The sequence below is a fragment of the Mycobacterium sp. 852014-50255_SCH5639931 genome (assembly GCF_001665605.1).
Classification (GTDB): Bacteria; Actinomycetota; Actinomycetes; order Mycobacteriales; family Mycobacteriaceae; genus Mycobacterium; species Mycobacterium paraffinicum.
On record NZ_LZSV01000016.1, the window covers coordinates 13,333 to 30,596 of the forward strand.

Genomic DNA, 17,264 nt, shown 5'->3' on the forward strand with positions numbered 1-17,264 from the left:
CTTACACGGGCCGCTCATCAGTCGAATTCGGGCTTCTCGGTGCGAGTCCGCTTGAGCTCGAAGAAGTGCGGGTAGGACGCGAAGGTCACCGACGCGTCCCATAGCTTGCCGGCCTCCTCGCCGCGGGGAATCTTCGAGAGCACCGGCCCAAAGAACGCCACACCGTTGACGTGAATGGTCGGCGTGCCGACGTCGTCGCCGACGGCGTCCATGCCGGCGTGGTGGCTCTTGCGCAGCGCGTCGTCGTAGGCCTCGCTGGTCGCGGCCTCCGCGAGCTCGGCGGGCAGGCCGGCGTCGGCCAGCGACAACTTGATGACCTCCTCGAGATTCTTGTTGTCCTCGTTGTGAATCCGGGTGCCCATCGCGGTGTACAGCGGGTCGAGGACCGCGGCCCCGTGGGCCTGCTCGGCGGCGATCGCCACGCGCACCGGCCCCCAGGCGTGCTTCATCATCTCGCGATACTTGTCGGGCAGGCCTTCGCGGTTCTCGTTGAGGATCGCCAGGCTCATGACGTGGAAGTGCACGTCGATGTCGCGGACCTTCTCCACCTCGAGGATCCAGCGCGAAGTGATCCAGCACCACGGACACAGCGGATCGAACCAGAAGTCGGCTTGGTCTTTCTCGGCAGCCTTCTCAGCCATAGCGCAGTCCTCTCGTCGGTCGGTACACCGTTCAGCACAACCGTAGGCGCCGCGCCCCTGTTCCCGCACCGACCGAGATGCGGACCGGGCACGTAAGTTGGACGCGTGGCCCTTCCTAATCTCACCCGGGACCAGGCCGTCGAACGCGCCTCCCTGATCACCGTCGACAGCTACCAGATCGACCTCGATGTCACCGATGGCTCCGACGCACCCGGCGAACGGACGTTCCGGTCCACCACCACGGTGGTGTTCGACGCGCTTCCCGGCGCCGACTCGTACATCGACCTCGCCGCCGCGACGGTGCGCGGCGCCAGCCTCAACGGCCACGACCTGGATGTGTCCGGCTACGACGAATCGACGGGCATCGCGTTGCGCGGTCTCGAGAAACACAACGTCCTCGTGGTCGACGCGGACTGCCGCTACTCCAACACCGGCGAGGGACTGCATCGCTTCGTCGACCCGGTCGACAACGAGACCTACCTGTACTCGCAATTCGAAACCGCCGACGCCAAGCGCATGTTCGCCTGCTTCGACCAACCCGACCTCAAAGCGACGTTCGGCCTGCGGGTGACGGCGCCCAAACACTGGAAAGTGGTCTCCAACGGCGCGACGGTGTCCATCGAAGACGGCGTGCACGTCTTCGCCACCACCCCGCGGATGAGCACCTATCTGGTGGCCCTCATCGCCGGCCCGTACGCCGAGTGGAAGGACAGCTACACCGACGAACACGGCGAGATCCCGTTGGGCATCTTCTGCCGGGAATCGTTGGCGCGCCACATGGACGCCGAGCGGCTGTTCACCCAGACCAAGCAGGGATTCGGCTTCTACCACAAGAACTTTGGGATGCCCTACGCGTTCGGAAAATACGACCAGCTGTTCGTGCCCGAATTCAACGCCGGCGCAATGGAAAACGCGGGCGCGGTGACCTTCCTGGAGGACTACGTCTTTCGCAGCAAGGTCACCCGGGCCTCCTACGAGCGGCGCGCCGAAACCGTGCTGCACGAGATGGCGCACATGTGGTTCGGCGACCTCGTCACCATGACCTGGTGGGACGACCTGTGGCTCAACGAGTCGTTCGCGACGTTCGCGTCGGTGCTGTGCCAGGCGGAGGCCACCGAATTCACCGAAGCCTGGACGACTTTCGCGACCGTCGAGAAGTCGTGGGCGTACCGTCAGGACCAACTGCCGTCCACGCACCCGATCGCCGCGGACATCCCCGACCTCGCCGCGGTCGAGGTGAACTTCGACGGCATCACCTACGCCAAGGGCGCCTCCGTCCTCAAGCAGCTGGTCGCCTACGTCGGGCTGGAGCATTTCCTGGCCGGGCTGCGCGACTACTTCCGCAGCCATGCGTTCGGCAACGCGACCTTCGACGACCTGGTCGCCGCGCTGGAGAAGGCGTCGGGCCGGGACCTGTCCGACTGGGGCCAGCAGTGGTTGAAGACGACCGGTTTGAACACGCTGCGGCCGGATTTCGACGTCGACGCAGACGGCCGGTTCACCCGGTTCGGCGTGACACAGAGTGGCGCCGCCCCGGGGGCAGGTGAAACCCGAGTGCACCGGCTGGCGATCGGGATTTACGACGATGACGGCGCCGGCAAGCTGGTGCGGGTCCGGCGCGAAGAACTCGACGTCGAGGGTCTCGTCACGGAAGTGCCTGCCCTCGTTGGTGTTTCGCGCGGTCAGCTGGTGCTGGTCAACGACGACGATCTGACGTATTGCTCACTGCGGCTGGACGGCGAGTCGCTTCGTACGGCGCTGCAGCGGATCGCCGACATCGCCGAGCCACTCCCGCGCTCCCTGGTGTGGTCGGCGGCGTGGGAGATGACGCGCGAGGCCGAACTGCGCGCCCGCGACTTCGTGGCGCTGGTCTCGGGCGGGGTGCACGCCGAAACCGAGGTCGGCGTGGCGCAGCGGCTGCTGCTGCAGGCGCAGACGGCGCTGGGCTCCTACACCGAGCCGGGCTGGGCGCGCGAGCATGGGTGGCCGCAGTTCGCCGATCGGCTGCTGGAGCTGGCGCGCGCCGCCGACCCCGGCTCCGATCACCAGCTCGCCTTCGTCAACACCCTGTGTTCGTCGGTGCTGTCGACCCGGCACGTCGTGGTGCTGGCGGACCTGCTCGACCACGACCCGGCCGAGTTGGGGTTGGCCGGTCTCGAGATCGACACCGACCTGCGGTGGCGCGTCGTGACCGCGCTCGCCGGCACCGGGGAAATCGACGCGGACGGGCCCGCCACGCCCTTCATCGACGCGGAGGTGCAGCGCGATCCGACCGCCGCCGGCAAGCGGCAAGGCGCCCAGGCGGCGACGGCGCGGCCGCAGCCTCGGGTCAAAGAGGACGCCTGGACAACGGTGATCGAGGACGACACCCTGGCAAACATCACCGCCCGCAGCATCATCGCCGGCTTCGCCCCGGCCGGACAGCATGACTTGCTCACGCCGTTCACCGACCGCTATTTCGAGGCGATACCCGGCGTGTGGGCGCGGCGGTCGAGCGAAGTCGCGCAAACGGTGGTGATCGGCCTGTACCCGCACTGGAACATCAGTGCGGCCGGCATCGCGGCCGCCGACAAGTTCCTGTCCGCCCCGGAGGTGGCGCCGGCGTTGCGGCGGCTGGTGCTGGAGGGCCAGGCCGGGGTGAAGCGGGCCTTGCGGGCCCGCACGTTCGACGCGGCCGATTAGGCCGATGGTGGCGACCCGCAGCGCCCGGCTACGCCGCGCTCGCGATCGCCACTAGAACCGACGGTGGCGACCCGCAGCGCCCGGCTACGCCGCGCTCGCGATCGCCACTAAGCCGGGGAGATCCCCGCGCTGAGGACGCGGATCGCGCTGACCAGTCCGTCCACCAGGTCGCCCCGCTCGAACGCCGACGATGCGGCGGCGACGCCCAGCGGCGCGGACGACTCGGCGCCGCGGCCGCGGACCTGGGAGCCGTACACCACCTCGATGACCTTCTGGTCGGGCGAGACCGCCAGCAGCACCGCGTTGTCCGGCGTGGGCACCTTGGCCAGGATCTCGCGAGCCCGGGCGGCGGTGTCGCCGCCCAGGTCACCGAGGTAGACGGCGAAGCGCGCCTTCGATGCCCGGGAACCGAACTTCAGCGCGTCGTCGATGGCGACGAGGTCCTGGGTCGGGAACGGGAAATGAACGGAGAGCTCGCCGGGCTCGGTGACTCCGGAGAGCCGTCCGCTGGTGGTGATCACCCACCCGTTGGGCAGCTCGCCGGGCTCGATCGTCGCCACATCACCATGTGCCACTGGCGCCACCTCCAACTGAGAACTCGTGTCCGCCGTGCCCGCCGTGGGTCTGGCCGACGTCTTCGTCCGTGGCCGCCCACAGGATCGGCGGATGCGTCCACTTCTCGCCCAACTTGTAGGTCGCCGGGTGCGGTCCCTTGTGCGACCAGATCAGCACCGCCAGCACGGCCACCAGCAGCAACGGTATCCCGATGAAGAACAGGTGAATCTGCAAAAGGCTCACGACGAAACCGTATCCCACGCGGTTCCGTCGGCACACCCGGACACAGGGTGTCGAGCGATCCGGGCGCTATGCCGCGCCTTCGCCGAGGTAGCGCGCCCAGGCCGGGTCGAGCTCCTTGACCGTCGACAGCAGCCGCCAGTGCTGGCCCGTCGGTGGCAGCGGAGTCCGGCGCAGCACCCAGCCCAGTTCGGTGAGCAGTTTGTCGCCCTTGCGGTGGTTGCACGTCGAGCAGCACGCGACGCAGTTCTCCCACGAGTGGTCGCCGCCGCGGCTGCGTGGCACCACGTGGTCGACGGTGTCGGCCTTCGCCCCGCAATACGCGCAGGAGAATCGATCCCGGTGCATCAGCGCTGCCCGGGTCATCGGGACGCGGGCCCGGTACGGGACTCGGACATAGGTCCGCAGCTGAATCACCGAGGGCACCATGATCGAGCTGGTGGCCGAGTGGATCACCGGTCCGGCCGGGTCGTGGTGGACCACGTCGGCCTTCCCGCAGACGACCATCACGATGGCCCGCCGCATCGGCAGCGCAGTCAGCGGCTCGTAAGTCGAATTCAGCAGCAGCACCCGCCGGCGACTCCACAGGGACGCGCTGTCTTGGCGGGTGGGGGGATGGGTGTCGACGCTATGCAGGCATGACGCGGTCGGGGGCCCGGTTAACCCTGCCGCGGCACCAGAACTGCGGTGGCTGCGGCGTCTCTTGCCCTGCGCCATAGATCCTCCGCGGATAGTCCACCATGATTCGCCGCCAATCGCACCCCTATTGCAGGTGAACGGCATGTCGTCCGGGTGAACAGCGGTTGTGCCCTCGGCCCGGCTCAGGCCGCTGCCGCCTCGATGGACCACAATGGAGGCGATGGATGCCGAGCCACAGTCCTTCTATGACGCCGTCGGCGGTGCCGAAACCTTTCATGCGATCGTGTCCCGCTTTTATGCCCAGGTCGCCGAGGACGAAATTTTGCGCCAGCTCTACCCCGAAGACGATTTGGCGGGCGCCGAGGAACGGTTGCGCATGTTCCTCGAGCAGTATTGGGGCGGCCCCCGCACCTACTCCGACCGGCGGGGTCATCCGCGGCTGCGGATGCGCCACGTCCCGTTCCGGATCACTCCCATCGAGCGCGACGCCTGGCTGCGCTGCATGCACATCGCCGTCGCCTCGATCGACTCTCAGACCCTCGACGACGAGCACCGACGTCAGTTGCTCGATTACCTTGAGATGGCCGCCCACTCGCTGGTCAATGCGGCGCTGTGATGTCGGCCCACGAAACTGAGCGGGGTGGGATGAACTCCTCCAAGCCGTGGTGGTCAAGCGCGGTCTTTTATCAGGTGTATCCGCGGTCGTTCGCCGACAGCAACGGCGACGGCGTCGGCGATCTGGACGGCCTGACGGCCCGGCTGGACCACCTGGAACGACTCGGTGTCGACGCGATCTGGCTCAACCCGGTCACCGTCTCGCCGATGGCCGACCACGGCTACGACGTGGCGGATCCCCGTGACATCGACCCGCTGTTCGGCGGGATGGCGGCGTTCGAGCGGCTGGTGGCGGCCGCGCACGAACGGGGCATCAAGATCACCATGGACGTGGTGCCGAACCACAGCAGTTCGGCGCACCCCTGGTTCCAGGCCGCGCTGGCGGCCGGTCCGGGCACCGAAGCACGGGACCGCTATTTCTTCCGCGACGGGCACGGCGCCCACGGCGAGCTGCCGCCGAACAACTGGAAGTCGGTGTTCGGTGGGCCCGCCTGGACCAGGGTGGTCGAACCGGACGGCAATCCCGGCCAGTGGTACCTGCACCTCTTCGACGCCGAACAGCCGGACTTGAACTGGGAGCAACCGGAGATCTTCGACGACTTCGAGAAGACGCTGCGCTTCTGGCTCGAACGCGGCGTCGACGGGTTCCGCATCGACGTGGCGCACGGCATGGCGAAACCGCCGGGCCTGCCGGACGCGCGGGGCGACAGCAGGGTGTTGCACCACAACGACGACGACCCGCGCTTCAATCACCCGAGCGTGCACGAGATCCACCGCGGCATTCGGTCTGTCGTCGACGACTATCCCGGGGCGGTGACCGTCGGCGAGGTGTGGGTGACCGACAACATGCGCTGGGCGGAGTATCTGCGGCCCGACGAACTCCACCTCGGCTTCAATTTCCGGTTGGCGCAGATCGATTTCGACGCGGCCGAGATTCACGACGCGATCGAAAACTCGTTGGCGGCCACGGCAATTGAGAACGCAACACCCACGTGGACGTTGTCCAACCACGACGTGGGCCGCGAGGTCACCCGCTACGGCGGCGGTGAGATCGGGCTGCGCCGGGCGCGCGCCATGGCGATGGTGATGCTGGCGCTGCCGGGGGCGGTGTTCGTCTACAACGGCGAAGAGCTCGGGCTGCCGGACGTGGAACTGCCCGACGAGGTGCTGCAGGACCCGACGTGGGAACGCTCCGGGCATACCGAGCGCGGCCGGGACAAGTGCCGGGTCCCGATCCCATGGTCGGGCGACGCTCCCCCGTTCGGGTTCTCTTCATCGCCCGACACGTGGCTTCCGATGCCGCAGGACTGGGCGGCACTGACCGTCGAGAGGCAGCTCGCGGACCCCGAGTCGACCTTCGCGTTCTTCCAGCACGTCATCGAAGTGCGCAAGGAGCGCACCGAATTCGACGGCGAGGAGATCGATTGGTTGGCCGCGCCCCGCCATGCGCTGATCTTCCGGCGCCGCGGCGGCGGGGCGGTGTGCGCAGTGAATGCCGGCCGCCGGCCGATCCCCCTGCCGCCGGGAGAGCTCATCGTCGCCAGCGCCCCGCTGGTCGACGGCAAACTCGCGCCGGACGCCGCGGCCTGGCTGGCCTGAACGGCAGACCCCAAAGGCGTGACCGAGCAGTCGGTTTCGCAATGCGGTTGGCCGCTTGCCCGGGGTGTCGCTTAGGGAGCGATACCCTGCGGGGGTACTGTCGTGCGATGACAGAGATTGGAGCCGGCTTTGCGCCTTGAGCTGATGCCGGGCGAGCCCACCGGCGAAAGGCGGGTTGGTGGATAACACGTTGCGGTGGGTGGTGACGGCGCTGTTCGCCGTCAGCTTCGCAGCCTACGCGTATTTTCTTGTCGCCCAACGCCGCTGCTGGACGGGCATGGTCAGCCAGCTGCTACACCTGGCGATGTCGGCCGTGATGATCTTGATGGCATGGGGCATGGGAATGACCCTGCCAACCGTCGCGGCGACGATGTGCTTCCTGCTGGGTGGGGCCTGGTTTGCCGGCATTGCCGGCCATGCGCCCTGGGCCGTCGATGGCCGGCTGACGAACTACTACTACGCCGCGATGATGGTGGCGATGGCCTGGATGTACGGGGCGATGAACGGCAGCCTGCCGGGCAGGTCAGGCCACCCCGGCGGCGACGCGATGGACATGACCATGCCGGGGCGGCAGCACGCGGGACACCACATGCCCGAGGCCGCCCCGGACTGGGTCACCATGGTGAACTGGACCGCGGCCCTCGGGTTCGCCGCGGTGGCGATCTATTGGGCGTACCGCTGGGTGGCGCGGCGCTGGACGAACCTGATGCCGCGCGCCGTTCGGCTCACGCACGCGCAACTCGTGACTCAAACGGTCACCGCCGCCGGCACGGCGCTGATGTTCGCCGACATCGTGTGAGCGGATTTTGCGGTCGGCTGGTGCGGCCGACCTTGCGACTCAGCGTTTGGCCTGTCGCTCCTCTATACCTAGTACATGGCGACCTACGCGTGGACAGTGATCGGAGCCGGACCCGCCGGAATTGCTGCGGTCGGCAGGCTGCTCGATCAGGGCGTACCGCCTGACAAAATCGCCTGGATCGATCCCGCCTTCGCCGCGGGAGACCTGGGCGGTAAGTGGCGGTCGGTGTCCAGCAACACCATTGCCGGGACGTTCATGAGTTTCCTGAACGGCTCTGCGGCCTTTCGGTTCTCCCAAGCCCCGCCATTGCCGCTGGCCGAAGTGGACCCGGAGGAGACCTGCGCCCTTGCCCTGGTCGCCGACCCATTGGTGTGGGTCACCGCGCAACTGCGCGAACGGGTACACACCTTCCAGACAACGGCCACCACCCTGTCCCTGCAGCGACGGCACTGGCGGATCGAAACGCAGGATCCGGAATTGGCCTCGGACAACGTGATCCTCGCCATTGGCGCGGCCCCCAAGAGGCTCGACTATCCCCTCGACGAGATTCCGGTCGAGGTCGCCCTCGATGCCGACAAGCTCGCCGAGGTGCCGCTGGAGGGCGCGACGGTTGGCGTCTTCGGCTCGTCGCACTCGTCGATGATCGCATTACCGCACCTGCTGCGGATGCCCGTCGGCAGGGTGATCAACTTTTACCGCAGTCCGCTCAAATACGCTGTCTACCTGGATGATTGGATCCTATTCGATGATACCGGCCTCAAGGGTCGGGCCGCCGAGTGGGCCCGCGAGAACATCGACGGCGTGTACCCGGAACGGTTGGAGAGGTGCTGGGTTGCCGCCCCGGACTTCGAAGAGAAGATCGCCGAGTGCGACCACGTCATCTACACCGTCGGTTTCGAGCAGCGGAAGCTGCCCGAGACGCCCCAGTGGGGCCCGCTGCAATACAACCGGATGAACGGAATCCTTGCCCCCGGCCTGTTCGGGCTGGGCATCGCCTTCCCGGAGTACGCCGAAGATCCATACGGCTACGGGCAATACCGCGTGGGCCTCAAGAAGTTCATGGACTACCTGGACTCGGTTCTTCCGCTGTGGATGGTCTACAGTACGTGACGACTCGCCCCGCATGCCGGGGTTTGACTCAAGGTGATTCGGAACGTGATACGAGTCAGCGCAGCAGCAGCGCCGGGTCGCCGCGGCGCCGGTACACAGAGCCGAACCGGGCGTCGATGCGCAACCAGGTCGGCAGTATCCGGACCCTGATCATTTCGTCGGCGCCGACGGCATCCGGCGACTGCGGTAGGAAACCCATTGCGGTCAAGGCGAACACACACCGCATGGGTACGCCCACACTCGCATCGGAGAAACTCACCTGGATGACTTCCTGGTCGAGCAGGGATACGGGAGGGCCGTGAGAACTGCTGTGTTCCTTGGCAAGTTGTGCGCCGCGCTGCGCCAGGTCGAGCATCACCCGGGCGGGTATGTCCTCGAGATGGGTGAAGCCGGCATCCGGGGGCAACGCACCCCGCCACGCGGAGTCCATCGCGAAGCCGGGATCGACGAAGCCCGAGTCGTCCATCGCGGCCAGGCCGCGTGCCAGGGCGTCCGCGCCCACCGACAGATCCTCGGGTCGCACCTCGCCACTCACCACCCGACTGGCCAAGACGTCGAAACCCGTTGCCACCCAAGCCGTCAGCAGACCGGCCGATCGAGTGCGGAGCCGAATCACCGCCGCGTCGTCGAGGCGCAGCGCGTAATCGACGAACGCTGCCAGATCCCTGCGCTGGGCGGCCCGGTCCGATGGCCCCAGCCAGAGCCCGCGGTCAACTACCGAATCCACCGTTGCAGGTACTCCCGATGGTGTGGGGAGAGCCGCACCAAGCGCTCCTCCTCGATGTGGACCGCCGCCAGTTGCGATTCGGCGATGACGGCTGGCTTAGACTCGGGATCGGCGCTGACCGAGCGCACTTCGTAGCCCAGCGTAAAGTCCACCGCCCGCAACCGCTTGGTCCACATCGTCACCTGCAGCGGCGAATCGACTAGCCGCAGTTGACCTTTGTAGGTCACCTTGACTTCGGCGATTAGCAGCCCGATGGTCAAGATATCGACCTCGAATGCTTCGCGCAGGAACTGGACCCGGGCCTCCTCCAGAATCGTGACCATGGTGGCGTGGTTGACGTGCTGATACATGTCGATGTCCGACCAGCGCACCGGCACGGGGGCGACGAAGCCGACGCTCAACTTGAGGATCCTCTTCCGCTGGTGCGGGTCATGCGCCGGATCTGACGCGCGGCCACCGACAGCGTCGCGAGATCCTTCTCCCCGCTTTCCTGAATTTCGATGAGGGTGCGGCGGGCCCGCTCCACCCGTGATGCGGACAGGTGTTCCCACTCGGCGATCTTCTCCTCGCCGCTTTCGTTCGGCTCGCCCACGGCGAGCACATCGAAGCACAACGATCGCAGCGAAGCGTAGATGTCGTCGCGAATCGCCAAGCGCGCCAGGGAATGCCAGCGGTCATTGCGGGGCAGTTCGGATACCGCGGTCAGCAGGCCGTCGGTGCCCAGCCGGTCCATCAGCGCGAAATGGGTATCCGCGACCTCGGCGGCGTCGATGTCGTTGATGTCGCCGATGTCGATGATGTCCAGCAAACTGAAGCGGTACAGACCGGCGGCGATCATGTACGCCAGGTCGTCGGGTGTACCTTGCGAAGAGAATTCGGCGGCTTCCTTCTCGACGATCGCCTTGTCGTCGCCGCGCAGCCACTCCGACATCCGCGGAGTCAGGTCTTTGACCTTCGCGGCGAACCGGTTGATCTCCGCACCGACGGCCAGCGGCTGCGGACGGTAGTTGAGCAGCCAGCGGCCGGCGCGGTCGATCAACCGTCGGGTGTCGAGTGTGAGCCGGTCCGACAGCGCGACCGGCAGATTCGCCGCGCGGATCCGCCGCCAAATCTCCCCCACGCCGAAGATTGCGTCGGTGGCGACGTACGTCCGCACCGCGTCGACGGGCCCGACCCCGACATCCTCGGTGATCCGGAACGCATAGCTGATGCCGGCGGTGTCGACCAGGTCGTTGATCAGCATGGTGGTGACGATCTCACGGCGCAACTGGTGGGTGCGGATCTCCGCGCTGAACCGTTCCTGCAACGGCGTCGGAAAGTATTGCGGCAACCGGGATGCAAACACGTCCTGCTCGGTCAGTTCGGTGTTCAGCATCTCCTCTTTGAGCCCGAGTTTGACGTGCGCCATCAGGGTGCACAGCTCGGGCGACGTCAGGCCGATGCCGGCCTCACACCGCCGGTCGATCTCCTTTTCCGACGGCAGGGCTTCCAATTCGCGGTTGAGCCCCCGCTCGTCGACGAGGTACTGAATCTGCCTGCCGTGCACCGGCAGCAGGCTGGCCGCGTTGGCGCGGCTGGTGCCGATCAGGTCGTTCTGATCCTCGTTGTCGGTGAGCACCAGTTGCGCGACCTCGTCGGTCATCGACTCCAGCAACTCTTTGCGCTCGTCGGGGTCGACCCTGCCGGCGGTGACCAGCGAGTCGATCAGGATCTTGATGTTCACCTCATGGTCCGAACAGTCCACGCCGGCGGAGTTGTCCATCGCGTCGGTGTTGATGCGCCCACCCGACAGATCGAACTCGACCCGGCCCAGGGCGGTCACCCCCAGGTTCCCGCCCTCGCCGATCACCTTGGCGCGCACCTGACTTGCGTTGACCCGCACCGGATCGTTGGCGCGATCGCCGACGTCGGCGTCGGACTCGGACTCGGACTTGATGTAGGTGCCGATGCCGCCGTTGAACAGCAGATCGACCGGCGCCTGCAAGATCGCCTTGATCAGGTTGGGCGGGGTCATCTCGGTGATCTCGCCGTCGATGCCCAACGCGTCGCGCACCTGCGGGCTGACGGGGATGGATTTGTGCTCACGGCTGTACACGCCGCCGCCCTCGCTGATCAACGACTTGTCGTAGTCCTCCCAGCTGGACCGCGGCAGGTCGAACATCCGCCGGCGTTCCTCCCACGAGGCCGCGGGGGCGGGGTCGGGGTCGAGGAACACGTGCCGGTGATCGAAGGCGGCGATCAACCTGATGTGCTTGGACAGCAGCATGCCGTTGCCGAACACGTCGCCGCTCATGTCGCCGATGCCCACCACCGTGAAGTCCTCGGCCTGGGTGTCGACGCCCATCTCCCGGAAGTGTCGTTTGACGGCCTCCCACGCGCCCTTGGCCGTGATGCCCATCGCCTTGTGGTCGTAGCCCACCGATCCGCCGGACGCGAAGGCGTCACCCAACCAGAATCCGTAGGACTTCGCCACGTCGTTGGCGATGTCGGAGAAGGTCGCGGTGCCCTTGTCCGCAGCCACCACCAGGTAGGCGTCGTCACCGTCGCGCCGTATCACCTCGGGCGGCGGGCTGACCTTTCTCGTTGCGTGATCGACGTTGTCGGTCACGTCGAGCAGGCCCGAGATGAAGAGTTGATAGCAGGCGACGCCCTCGGCGCGGGTGGCGTCGCGGTCCTCCGCCTGATCGCCGGTCGCCAGCGGCGGCCGCTTGACGACGAATCCGCCCTTGGCCCCGACCGGCACGATGACGGCGTTCTTCACCGCCTGCGCCTTGACCAGGCCGAGAATCTCGGTGCGGAAATCGTCGCGGCGGTCCGACCAGCGCAGCCCGCCGCGGGCCACCGGGCCGAACCGCAGGTGCACACCTTCGACGCGGGGCGAATAGACGAAGATCTCGTACTTGGGACGCGGCAGCGGTAGCTCGTCGATGAGCTGCGCATTGAGCTTGAGCGCCAAGATATTTCGGGCGCGGGCCGAACCCTCGCGCGTCACAAAGTAATTGGTGCGCAACGTCGCCTGAACCAGTGATGCGAACGCCCGCAGGATGCGGTCGGTGTCCAGGCTCATCAGCGCGTCGATGTCGGCGGCTACCGCGGCCGCCGCCGCTTGTGCGTCACGGTGGGTTGACGCGCCCGACGGCCGGGGATCGAAAAGCGCCTCGAACAGGGCGACCAGCGACCGCGCGGTGGACGGGTGCTCGTTCAGCACCGACTCGATGTAGGACTGGCTGTACGGAAAACCCGCCTGCCGTAAGTATTTCGCGTAAGCGCGCAGCAGCACGACCTGCTGCCAGGTCAGCCGGGCACGCATGACCAGCTCGTTGAACCGGTCGATCTCGACGCGACCTTGCCAGATCGCGGTGACCGCATCGGCGAACCGCTGCGCGGTCGCGTCGCGGTCCGCCGTGGTCGTCGCCGGCGCGATCGTCGGGTGCGTCGAAATCTTGAATTGGTAGATCCACACCGGCAGCCCGTCCGGGCGGGTGACGGTGAACGGTCGCTCCTCGAGCACCACCACGCCCATGCTCTGCAGCATGGGCAGCAGCTGGCTCAGCGAGGCGGTGCGCCCGCCCAGAAACCAGGTCAGCTGGGCGGCCCCGGCCTCGCCTCGCTCGGAGAACACCAGCTTGACCGAATTATCATGCAGCCCTTCGATGATGGCGATGTGCTCGATGGCATCGGCCGGGGTGACGGCTTGTTTGTAGGCCTCGGAGAAAGCGGTGCCGTAGTGCTCGGCATCGGCCTGTTCGACGGAGCCCTCCGCGGCCGCCCCGATCAACCGGTCGGTCCAGGTCCGCGCGGCCTCGCTCAGCAATCCCTGGATGCGGACCCGGTTGTCTTCGGAGACGTCGACCGGCGCCGCATCTTCCGGCAACCGGACCATGAAATGCATGAGGGCCCAGGGCGATTCGCTGACACGAGCGGTGAATTCCAGCCGCGTGCCACCGAACTCGCGGACCAGAATGTCCTCAATTTGCAGCCGCACCTGCGTGGTGTAGCGATCGCGGGGCAGGTAGACCAGGCACGAGACGAAGTATTGGAGCCGATCGGCGCGCAGGAACAACAACGCCCGCCGTTGGGATCCCAGATCCACCACCGCTTTGGCCATCGTCAAGAGCCGTTCGGCGCTCAACGTGAACAGCTCTGAGCGCGGGACAGTTTGAATGACGTCGAGCAGCAGCTGGCCGGGGTGGATCGGGTCGCTGTCGGCCAAGGCGAGCGCGCCGCGCACTCGGGTCGAGATCGTCGGGATTTCCAGAACGTCCGCGTTCATGGCGGCGACGGTGAAGAGCCCGACGAAGCGGTGCTCGACAACGCCGTCGTCGCCGCCGACATTTTCCCGCACCGCGACGGCGTACGGGTAGGCGCCGTAGCGCAGGTAGCTGCCGACGACCGATTGCGCCAACACCAGCAATTTGTCGTCATCCGTCAGCCGAGGGCGGGAACCGGTGCGGGAGCGCAGGACGCCCAGCCCGGGTGACCCGTCGCCGGAGACGAAACGGTCGTGCACGCGGCAACGTTGGTAGCCGAGCAGCAGGAAGTTACCGTTGCCCAGCCAGCGCAGCAGCGCCGCGACATCGGCGCGGTCGGGGGCTGAGAAGTGGCCCTGCGCGTTGGTTTCCACTTCCGCGGCGAGGCCGCTCAGGGTGGCGATCAACGCGCCCGCGTCGCTGGCGACCTGTTGCACGTCGGACAGGACCTTGGGCAACAGCCGTTTAACCTCGGCGAGGCCCTTGCTGTCGACCGCGGGCAGCAGTTGCACGTGTATCCACGCCTCGCCCACGTACTGCGGGGCGCCGGGCGGTTTCGATTCGACGCTGACCAGGTCGCCCGCGGGGTTGCGGTGCACCTCGAACACCGGGGTCATGATGGCCGCGTAGGGCACACCGAGCCGGTGCAGCAGGACCGTGACGGAGTCCAACAGCATGCCGCCGTGGTCGGTGACGACTTGTAGCGCGGGCCCGAATCCGGCCGGGTCGTCCGCGGGGTAGACCGCGACCCGGCTTTGGCCGGCGGGACGGTGCTGGCCGAGCCGATAGTGCGCGCCGAGCATGGCGGGGGTCACGATGGCGGTCGGGACGGTCAGGTCGATTGGGCCGGATTCCGCCCCGAGCTCGTCGCCGTGCGGGCCGCGATAGCTCTCGATATAGGCCTTCGCGATCCACTCGGGAATGTCCTGTTGCCGGGTGAAGGCGGTCCACGGCTTGAGCGCCTGCTTGGCTCCGGGATCGATCGTCATGCCGATGGCTCCCAACTCGTGACGAACGCCACTGCGCTCAACTGCCCACTCTCCCCCCGCAAGCGGGGTGCACCCGCCGCGACCGTCTGGGCCGCATTGTCGGGGTGCTGCGCAGCTGACACTAGTCGCGCGTGAGCTTCCGGTGGGTCACTCTGTGCGGCCGGGCCGCGTCAACACCGAGCCGTTCGACCTTGTTTTCTTCGTATGCGCCGAAGTTGCCCTCGAACCAGAACCACTTGGCCTCGTTGTCCTCGTCACCCTCCCAGGCCAGGATGTGCGTGCAGGTGCGGTCCAGGAACCAGCGATCGTGGGAAATGACCACCGCGCAGCCCGGGAATTTCTCCAGGGCATTCTCCAGCGAACCCAGCGTCTCGACGTCGAGGTCGTTGGTGGGCTCGTCGAGCAGAAGCAGGTTGCCGCCTTCTTTAAGCGTGAGCGCCAGGTTCAGCCGGTTCCGCTCGCCACCGGACAGCACGCCGGCCGGCTTCTGCTGGTCGGGACCCTTGAACCCGAACGCCGAGACGTAGGCGCGCGACGGGATCTCGTTCTGGCCGACCTCGATGTAGTCGAGGCCGTCCGAAACGACCTCCCACACGGTCTTCTTGGGATCGATGCCGGCGCGGGACTGGTCCACGTAGCTGAGCTTGACCGTTTCTCCCACCTTGACCGTCCCACTGTCCGGCTGTTCCAGCCCGACGATGGTCTTGAACAGCGTCGTCTTGCCCACCCCGTTGGGGCCGATCACGCCGACGATGCCGTTACGGGGCAGGGTGAAGGACAGGTCCTTGATCAGGGTCCGCCCGTCGTAACCCTTGTCCAGGTGGTCGACCTCGACGACCAGGTTGCCCAGTCGCGGCCCGACGGGGATCTGGATTTCCTCGAAGTCGAGCTTGCGCGTCTTTTCAGCCTCGGCGGCCATCTCCTCGTAGCGCTGCAGGCGGGCCTTGTTCTTCGCCTGCCGCGCCTTCGCCCCCTGCCGCACCCAGGCCAGCTCCTCGGTGAGCCGCTTGTGCAGCTTGGCGTCCTTGCGGCCCTGCACCGCCAACCGCTCGGCCTTCTTCTCCAGATATGTCGAGTAGTTGCCCTCGTAGGGATACGCACGGCCGCGGTCGAGCTCGAGGATCCACTGGGCGACGTTGTCCAGGAAATACCGGTCGTGGGTCACGGCCAACACCGCGCCCGGGTAGGCGGCCAGGTGTTGTTCGAGCCACTGCACGCTTTCGGCGTCCAGGTGGTTGGTCGGCTCGTCGAGCAGCAGCAGGTCGGGCTTGGACAACAGCAGCTTGCACAGCGCCACGCGGCGGCGCTCACCGCCGGACAGATTCGTCACCGGCTCGTCCGGCGGCGGGCAGCGCAGGGCGTCCATGGCCTGCTCCAGCTGCGAGTCGAGGTCCCAGGCGTCGGCGTGGTCGAGGTCCTCCTGCAGCCGGCCCATTTCCTCCATCAACTCGTCGGAGTAGTCGGTGGCCATCAATTCGGCGACCTCGTTGAAGCGGTCCAGCTTGACCTTGATCTCGCCGAGCCCCTCTTCGACGTTGCCGCGCACCGTCTTTTCCTCGTTCAGCGGCGGCTCCTGCTGCAGGATGCCGACGGTGGCCCCGCTGGCCAGAAAGGCGTCGCCGTTGTTCGGCTTGTCCAGCCCGGCCATGATCCGCAAGACGCTCGACTTGCCGGCGCCGTTGGGGCCAACGACACCGATCTTGGCGCCCGGGTAGAAGCTCAACGTGACGTCGTCCAGGATCACCTTGTCGCCGTGCGCCTTGCGGACCTTTTTCATCGTGTAGATGAACTCAGCCATGCCGCTGTTGTGCCTTTCTGGTCTGCAGAGTGATCTCGCGGACCATCCTAGGCACCGGCCGACAACCGCCGGCCCGCCCCCAAGCCGACCGTCAAGCCGGCACGGAGAGCGGGGCGCGGTCAGCGGCGGCGTCACCGGAGTCGGCCGGGTCGTCGCCGGCCTTCAGGTCCTCGTCACCACCAACGTCGATGGCCACTACCGAAGTTCCGTTGGCGGCCGCCTGCTCCGGGTTGAGACCGGTGTAACCCGGCTTCTCGATCCGCACAATCGCGCGGGACACGTCGGGCCCGACGGAGGTCGCACGCATCTCCAGTGATGAGCGGCGGTTGCCGTCACGGTCCTCGTACTCGCTGGTATAGACGTGGCCGACCACGATCACCGGGGCGCCCTTGCCCAACGCGGCACCGACGCCAGTGACCAACTTGCCCCAGCAGTTGACGTTGATGAACAGCGAGTTACCCGGCTCCCAGCCGCCGTCTGCCGTGCGCCGGCGGGAATTGCTGGCGACGCGAAACTTGATGACCTCCTGGGTGCCGACCTGGCGGCGTTCGGGGTGGTTGACGATGTGCCCGACGACGGTAAGCGGGGTTTCGAACATTGGAATGATCCCTTCTCGGTTG

Annotated in this window: 14 protein-coding genes; 5 read left to right on the top strand and 9 right to left on the bottom strand. The window is 66.9% G+C overall.

Annotation, left to right across the window (positions count from 1 at the left end; genetic code table 11):
- Positions 1 to 17: 17 nt before the first annotated feature.
- Positions 18 to 641, bottom strand: a complete 624-nt coding sequence (locus A5758_RS07900) for an Rv2466c family mycothiol-dependent reductase (protein WP_067211527.1) — start codon at positions 639 to 641, stop codon at positions 18 to 20.
- Positions 642 to 746: 105 nt separating this feature from the next.
- Here A5758_RS07900 and pepN point away from each other — a divergent pair, with 105 nt between their 5' ends.
- On the top strand, positions 747 to 3,323 hold the full coding sequence (pepN, locus tag A5758_RS07905) for an aminopeptidase N (RefSeq protein WP_067738662.1): 2,577 nt from the start codon (positions 747 to 749) through the stop codon (positions 3,321 to 3,323).
- Positions 3,324 to 3,430: 107 nt separating this feature from the next.
- On the opposite strand, the gene A5758_RS07910 is transcribed toward pepN, so the two are convergent.
- The 3 genes from A5758_RS07910 to A5758_RS07920 all read right to left on the bottom strand — a co-directional run bounded on the left by A5758_RS07910 (position 3,431) and on the right by A5758_RS07920 (position 4,835).
- The gene (locus A5758_RS07910; protein WP_067211520.1) at positions 3,431 to 3,898 is read right to left on the bottom strand and encodes a DUF5130 domain-containing protein; all 468 of its coding nucleotides are present in this window, start codon (positions 3,896 to 3,898) and stop codon (positions 3,431 to 3,433) included.
- Positions 3,885 to 4,112 carry a hypothetical protein gene (locus A5758_RS07915; RefSeq protein ID WP_067211628.1) on the bottom strand — a complete coding sequence of 76 codons (228 nt, stop codon included), beginning with the start codon at positions 4,110 to 4,112 and terminating at the stop codon, positions 3,885 to 3,887. The genes A5758_RS07910 and A5758_RS07915 overlap by 14 nt, the downstream gene beginning before the upstream one ends.
- A 75-nt stretch (positions 4,113 to 4,187) precedes the next feature.
- Positions 4,188 to 4,835 carry an HNH endonuclease gene (locus tag A5758_RS07920; protein WP_067738665.1) on the bottom strand — a complete coding sequence of 216 codons (648 nt, stop codon included), beginning with the start codon at positions 4,833 to 4,835 and terminating at the stop codon, positions 4,188 to 4,190.
- Between the two features lie 142 nt (positions 4,836 to 4,977).
- On the opposite strand from A5758_RS07920, the gene A5758_RS07925 reads away from it, so the two are divergent.
- The 4 genes from A5758_RS07925 to A5758_RS07940 all read left to right on the top strand — a co-directional run bounded on the left by A5758_RS07925 (position 4,978) and on the right by A5758_RS07940 (position 8,880).
- Complete coding sequence (locus A5758_RS07925) at positions 4,978 to 5,373, top strand: globin (protein WP_067211623.1); 396 nt, start codon at positions 4,978 to 4,980, stop codon at positions 5,371 to 5,373.
- A 29-nt stretch (positions 5,374 to 5,402) separates the two neighbouring features.
- Positions 5,403 to 6,971, top strand: coding sequence for a glycoside hydrolase family 13 protein (locus A5758_RS07930; RefSeq protein ID WP_082939618.1), 1,569 nt, complete (start codon positions 5,403 to 5,405; stop codon positions 6,969 to 6,971).
- A 178-nt stretch (positions 6,972 to 7,149) separates the two neighbouring features.
- Positions 7,150 to 7,770, top strand: a complete 621-nt coding sequence (locus A5758_RS07935; RefSeq protein WP_082939619.1) for a DUF5134 domain-containing protein — start codon at positions 7,150 to 7,152, stop codon at positions 7,768 to 7,770.
- A gap of 96 nt (positions 7,771 to 7,866) precedes the next feature.
- Positions 7,867 to 8,880 carry an FAD/NAD(P)-binding protein gene (locus A5758_RS07940; protein ID WP_067739391.1) on the top strand — a complete coding sequence of 338 codons (1,014 nt, stop codon included), beginning with the start codon at positions 7,867 to 7,869 and terminating at the stop codon, positions 8,878 to 8,880.
- 55 nt (positions 8,881 to 8,935) lie between these two features.
- Here A5758_RS07940 and A5758_RS07945 read toward each other — a convergent pair whose 3' ends face one another.
- The 5 genes from A5758_RS07945 to A5758_RS07965 form a co-directional block, all read right to left on the bottom strand.
- The gene (locus tag A5758_RS07945; protein WP_067211508.1) at positions 8,936 to 9,607 is read right to left on the bottom strand and encodes a hypothetical protein; all 672 of its coding nucleotides are present in this window, start codon (positions 9,605 to 9,607) and stop codon (positions 8,936 to 8,938) included.
- Positions 9,595 to 10,008: a thioesterase family protein gene (locus A5758_RS07950; protein ID WP_055400158.1), complete on the bottom strand. Its 414-nt coding sequence runs from the start codon at positions 10,006 to 10,008 to the stop codon at positions 9,595 to 9,597. The genes A5758_RS07945 and A5758_RS07950 overlap by 13 nt, the downstream gene beginning before the upstream one ends.
- Positions 10,005 to 14,846: an NAD-glutamate dehydrogenase gene (locus A5758_RS07955; RefSeq protein ID WP_067738676.1), complete on the bottom strand. Its 4,842-nt coding sequence runs from the start codon at positions 14,844 to 14,846 to the stop codon at positions 10,005 to 10,007. Before A5758_RS07955 ends, A5758_RS07950 begins: the two co-directional genes overlap by 4 nt.
- Before the next feature lie 121 nt (positions 14,847 to 14,967).
- Positions 14,968 to 16,644: an energy-dependent translational throttle protein EttA gene (gene ettA, locus A5758_RS07960; protein WP_067211500.1), complete on the bottom strand. Its 1,677-nt coding sequence runs from the start codon at positions 16,642 to 16,644 to the stop codon at positions 14,968 to 14,970.
- A gap of 91 nt (positions 16,645 to 16,735) precedes the next feature.
- Entirely contained in the window at positions 16,736 to 17,242 is a 507-nt protein-coding gene (locus A5758_RS07965) for a single-stranded DNA-binding protein (RefSeq protein ID WP_067211497.1), read from the bottom strand.
- Between the last annotated feature and the right edge of the window lie 22 nt (positions 17,243 to 17,264).

Excerpts from the sequence above, each read along its gene's own strand:
- A5758_RS07900 (WP_067211527.1), bottom strand. The coding sequence starts at position 641 with ATGGCTGAGAAGGCTGCCGAGAAAGACCAAGCCGACTTCTGGTTCGAT.
- A5758_RS07920 (WP_067738665.1), bottom strand. The coding sequence starts at position 4,835 with ATGGCGCAGGGCAAGAGACGCCGCAGCCACCGCAGTTCTGGTGCCGCG.
- A5758_RS07925 (WP_067211623.1), top strand. The coding sequence starts at position 4,978 with ATGGATGCCGAGCCACAGTCCTTCTATGACGCCGTCGGCGGTGCCGAA.
- A5758_RS07930 (WP_082939618.1), top strand. The coding sequence starts at position 5,403 with ATGAACTCCTCCAAGCCGTGGTGGTCAAGCGCGGTCTTTTATCAGGTG.
- A5758_RS07955 (WP_067738676.1), bottom strand. The coding sequence starts at position 14,846 with ATGACGATCGATCCCGGAGCCAAGCAGGCGCTCAAGCCGTGGACCGCC.
- ettA (WP_067211500.1), bottom strand. The coding sequence starts at position 16,644 with ATGGCTGAGTTCATCTACACGATGAAAAAGGTCCGCAAGGCGCACGGC.
- A5758_RS07965 (WP_067211497.1), bottom strand. The coding sequence starts at position 17,242 with ATGTTCGAAACCCCGCTTACCGTCGTCGGGCACATCGTCAACCACCCC.